Annotated in this window: 3 protein-coding genes and 1 pseudogene; all 4 read left to right on the top strand. The window is 44.6% G+C overall.

Going from position 1 to position 3,990, the window contains the following annotated elements; genetic code table 11:
* Positions 1-694 (top strand): annotated as a pseudogene (locus WB217_RS07240) (peptidase M6); the annotation flags it as partial.
* Between the two features lie 193 nt (positions 695-887).
* Positions 888-2,033: a DEAD/DEAH box helicase gene (locus tag WB217_RS07235; RefSeq protein WP_423992019.1), complete on the top strand. Its 1,146-nt coding sequence runs from the start codon at positions 888-890 to the stop codon at positions 2,031-2,033.
* Positions 2,034-2,189: 156 nt separating this feature from the next.
* Positions 2,190-3,677 (top strand): amidase family protein, encoded by a 1,488-nt coding sequence (locus tag WB217_RS07230; RefSeq protein ID WP_423992017.1) that lies wholly within the window; start codon positions 2,190-2,192, stop codon positions 3,675-3,677.
* Positions 3,678-3,701: 24 nt separating this feature from the next.
* Positions 3,702-3,836, top strand: a complete 135-nt coding sequence (locus WB217_RS07225) for a hypothetical protein (protein ID WP_335375317.1) — start codon at positions 3,702-3,704, stop codon at positions 3,834-3,836.
* Positions 3,837-3,990 lie beyond the last annotated feature (154 nt).

Below are 3,990 nucleotides of genomic sequence, written 5' to 3'. Positions count from 1 at the left end.
GTGGGCAGATGTTAAGTATGACTTAAGCCAATTTGCTGGAAAGAAAGTAAAACTTGTTTTTGAATATGTAACTGACGGCGGTTTGGCTCCTCAAGGCTTTGCAATGGACGAGTTGAAGCTGACAGTTGATGGCGAAGAAGTATTCGCGGATGGCGCTGAAGGCGATGCGGCTGTTGCCCTTGATGGGTTTGTTCAGTCAAACGGTATTTTCTTAAAAGACCACTATTACTACCTAGAGTGGAGAAACTACGCTGGTTCTGATAAAGCACTACTAGCTGGCCGCGGTGTTAAGTACAATACAGGAATGGTAGTCTGGTATGCGGACGATTCATTCACTGATAACTGGGTTGGCGTCCACCCTGGTGAAGGTTTCCTTGGACCAGTCGATTCACATCCAGAGGCGATTGTTGGAACGCTTAATGGCAAGCCATCAATCAGTCAAAGTACACGTTATCAGGTAGCGGACGCAGCATTCTCAATGGATCAGACTCCAGCATGGTACATCGATTCTCCATCTCGCGGAATCTTTGATTACAAAGGACTTCCAGGGGTAACAGGATTCGATGATTCAAAATCTTATATGAACGAACTGATTCCAGATGCAGGACGCAAGGTTCCACAATTGGGCCTTAAGTTCCAAGTCATCGGCGAAGCAAAAGACAACTCTGCTGGTGCTGTCTGGATCCACAAATAAGAATTTACTTAGAAGGACATCGGGCTTTTGCCTGGTGTCCTTTTTCGCGGTAAAAGCAGCTTAGAGCTGTTACTAACAAATACCTTTTCCTTTTAATCGCTTTTAATTGCAAAACCTCAAGGCAATACTGGACTTATGAATCCGTTTTAGCTAGTATCATTACTATGAATGCTTAAAGTTGAAGGAGAAAATTATGTCAGAGACTCAACAAATTATTACGCAATTGAAACCGTTCTTGCAGCAGGCCTGGGAAAAAGCAGGCTTCCAAACGTTAACTTCTGTCCAGTCCACAACGATTCCTTTAATTATAGAAGGAAAAGATGTGATTGCGGAATCACCGACTGGTACTGGTAAAACGCTAGCTTACTTGCTTCCGGTTTTAAATAAAATCGATCCGAAGATGCAGAATACACAGGCAGTCATTTTGGCTTCCTCACAGGAGCTCGTCATGCAGATCCTTTCTGAAATCCAGAAGTGGGGAGAGGGCACCGAGATAAAAGCGGCTACCCTGATTGGCGGAGCCAACCTGAAAAGACAGCTTGATAAGCTGAAGAAAAGTCCGCACATCATTATCGGAACACCAGGCAGGACGAATGAACTGATCAAGCAGAAAAAGTTAAAGATGCATAAGGTTCAGACGGTTGTTCTTGATGAAGGTGACCAGCTGCTGACTCCGGAGCACAGCGAAACAGTAAAAAATATCGTCAAGTCTACACTGGCTGACCAGCGCCAGCTGCTTCTTTTCTCAGCTACTCTTCCACCTGTCGTTGAAAAGTCGGTTAAAAATCTGGCCAAAGATCCTGAAGTGATCAAGGTGAAAAAAGATGAAACGATCGAGGCTGCAAAAGTGGACCACATCTACTTTGTTAGCGAGCAGCGCGACAAAATTAAAGTCCTTGAAAAAATCGCCCGCCTTAAAGGGGTAAAGGCACTTGTTTTTATAAAAGATATCGCTAACCTCACGATTGCAGCTGACAAGCTGAAATTCAAGGACATCCATGTCGGCCAGCTTCACAGTGATCTTGGAAAGCAGGACCGACAGCGTTATATAAAGAAGTTCCGAGAAGGCGACAATGAAATGCTTCTAGTTACAGATATCGCAGCACGCGGACTCGATATCAAAGGCGTGACCCATGTTGTCCATTTTGACCTTCCGAGGGAACAGGATCAATACATCCATCGTTCAGGCAGGACAGGTCGTTTTGGAGCAGAAGGTACCGTCATCGCAATCGTCAACGAACGAGAAGAGCGCGATTTGAAGAAGTTCTGCAAAGCTCTCACTATTGAGCCAGTTCTTGCGGAATTTTATCATGGTAAAATAGTTGAAGCTGCAAAATAAGATTTCGAAAAGCTACGGGGTAACCTGTGGCTTTTTTTTATTGGGGGAGTTGGGGCAGATTCAACGGGCAAGTTCATCGAAGCTTTTTATAAAAAAGGACTTTCAAAAAAAGTTAAGAATATATATGTGTAGTTTAAATTGGAAAGGAACGTAAAAATGAATAATCCTCGTTTGAAAATTTTAATGGAAGAGTGGCTTCCTGAAGCTACTATAGATGATATGCAGGCGAAAATGGAGAGCGGCGAGCTGACTTCACATGATCTTGTGTTGATGTATCAGGCTCGGATTGCTGCTTTTGATGAAGTGATTCATTCTGTACTTGAATTGAACCCAGATGCCCTGCATATCGCGGCTGCGCTTGATTCAGAGCGCAAGCTGAAGGGGACAAGAGGCGCTCTTCATGGAATTCCAGTGTTGCTGAAGGATAATATTGATACCCACGATAAAATGCATACCAGTGCTGGTTCGCTGGCACTTAAGGATTCGATCGCATCGAAGGATTCCTGTGTAGCTGCAAAGCTCCGGGAGGCTGGTGCGGTCATCCTTGGCAAAACGAATATGACGGAATGGGCTAATTTCATGGCGAATGGAATGAAGAGTGGGTATAGTTCGCGCGGCGGCCAGGTTTTGAATCCTTATGGACCAGAAAAATTTGATGTTGGCGGCTCAAGTGCAGGATCTGGCGCTTCCGTTGCTGCGAACCTGGCTGCAATTGCGGTTGGAACGGAAACGGATGGTTCCATTTTGAATCCTGCTTCTCAAAATTCTCTGGTTGGAATCAAGCCTACTGTCGGCCTTGTCAGCAGGAGGGGAATCATTCCGATTGCCCATACACAAGATACGGCTGGCCCGATGGCAAGAACCGTAAAGGATGCGGTTTACCTTTTAGAAGCGATTGCCGGACAGGACCCTGGGGACCCTGCTACTATGAAGGCTTTGCCTGAATTCCCTCATAACGACCTATTTGATAAAAAAGGGCTGAAAGGCGCTAAAATTGGGATCGCCCGTGAAGAGTATATTGGAAAATTATCAGAGGATCAGGAGCATATTTTTCAAAAAGCGGTTGATAGGCTTGAAGAACTTGGTGCAGAATTGGCCGAAGTTGCGATTCCTGCATCAAAAGCGAATTGGGGCTATAAAGTGCTAAGCTATGAGTTCAAGGCTGATTTAAATGCTTATCTAAGTGGGTTAGCTCCTACTATTCCAATCAGGACGCTTGCGGACGTGATTGCTTTCAATTATCAGCATGGCGAAAAAACGCTGAAGTATGGCCAGGAGATTTTGCTTGAATCTGAAGCGACAAGCGGAACTTTGACGGAGGCTGCATACCTGAATGAGCTTGAATATAACCTCTACATGTCCAGGGAGCAGGGTGTCGACTATGTATTGGAGGAGTATGGTGTTGACGCGATTCTTTTTCCAATGGATGGTTCCACGATTCCTTCGAGAGCAGGGTACCCATCGGTCACTGTTCCCGCTGGATATACATCAGAAGGTGAGCCTGTCGGCATAACTTTTACAGGAACATCCTTCAGCGAACCATTGTTGATTAAGCTTGCCTATGCGTACGAGCAGGCAACAATGATACGGAGAGCACCTGAACTCGGAATAAACACTGAGGAAAAAATCCATACTACTTCTTGAATCCATCAAAAGGAGCGAGAAAGTATGGGTAAAACAAAGCTTGGCAATGCAAATGCGCAGCGCAATAACAATAAGAAAAAAGGCAATAATACACCTGAAGAACTGGTCGAATTCACAACCGGCCAAAAAGAAAAGAAGATGAACAATCCAATCGATTAAAAGTGAAGTGTCCCGGCGGAATGCGGGGCACTTTTTACATGAAAATAAAAACACCCTTGCAGTGTGCTCAAGAGTGTTTCCGGCAGATGGTAAATATAGAGATATTTAGAATTCCGTAGAAAATATCCTATAATTTTGTAGAGATTATTCAAAG

Origin of the sequence: Mesobacillus sp., from assembly GCF_049588175.1 — a bacterium.
In the GTDB taxonomy this organism is placed as follows: domain Bacteria; phylum Bacillota; class Bacilli; order Bacillales; family Cytobacillaceae; genus Mesobacillus.
Note: the sequence above shows the minus strand (reverse complement) of the source record. Positions and strands in the feature narration are given on the sequence as shown.

What these genes read in the sequence shown, in the direction of transcription:
- WB217_RS07230 (WP_423992017.1), top strand. Translation starts at nt 2,190, where the DNA reads ATGAATAATCCTCGTTTGAAAATTTTAATGGAAGAGTGGCTTCCTGAA.
- WB217_RS07225 (WP_335375317.1), top strand. Translation starts at nt 3,702, where the DNA reads ATGGGTAAAACAAAGCTTGGCAATGCAAATGCGCAGCGCAATAACAAT.
- WB217_RS07235 (WP_423992019.1), top strand. Translation starts at nt 888, where the DNA reads ATGTCAGAGACTCAACAAATTATTACGCAATTGAAACCGTTCTTGCAG.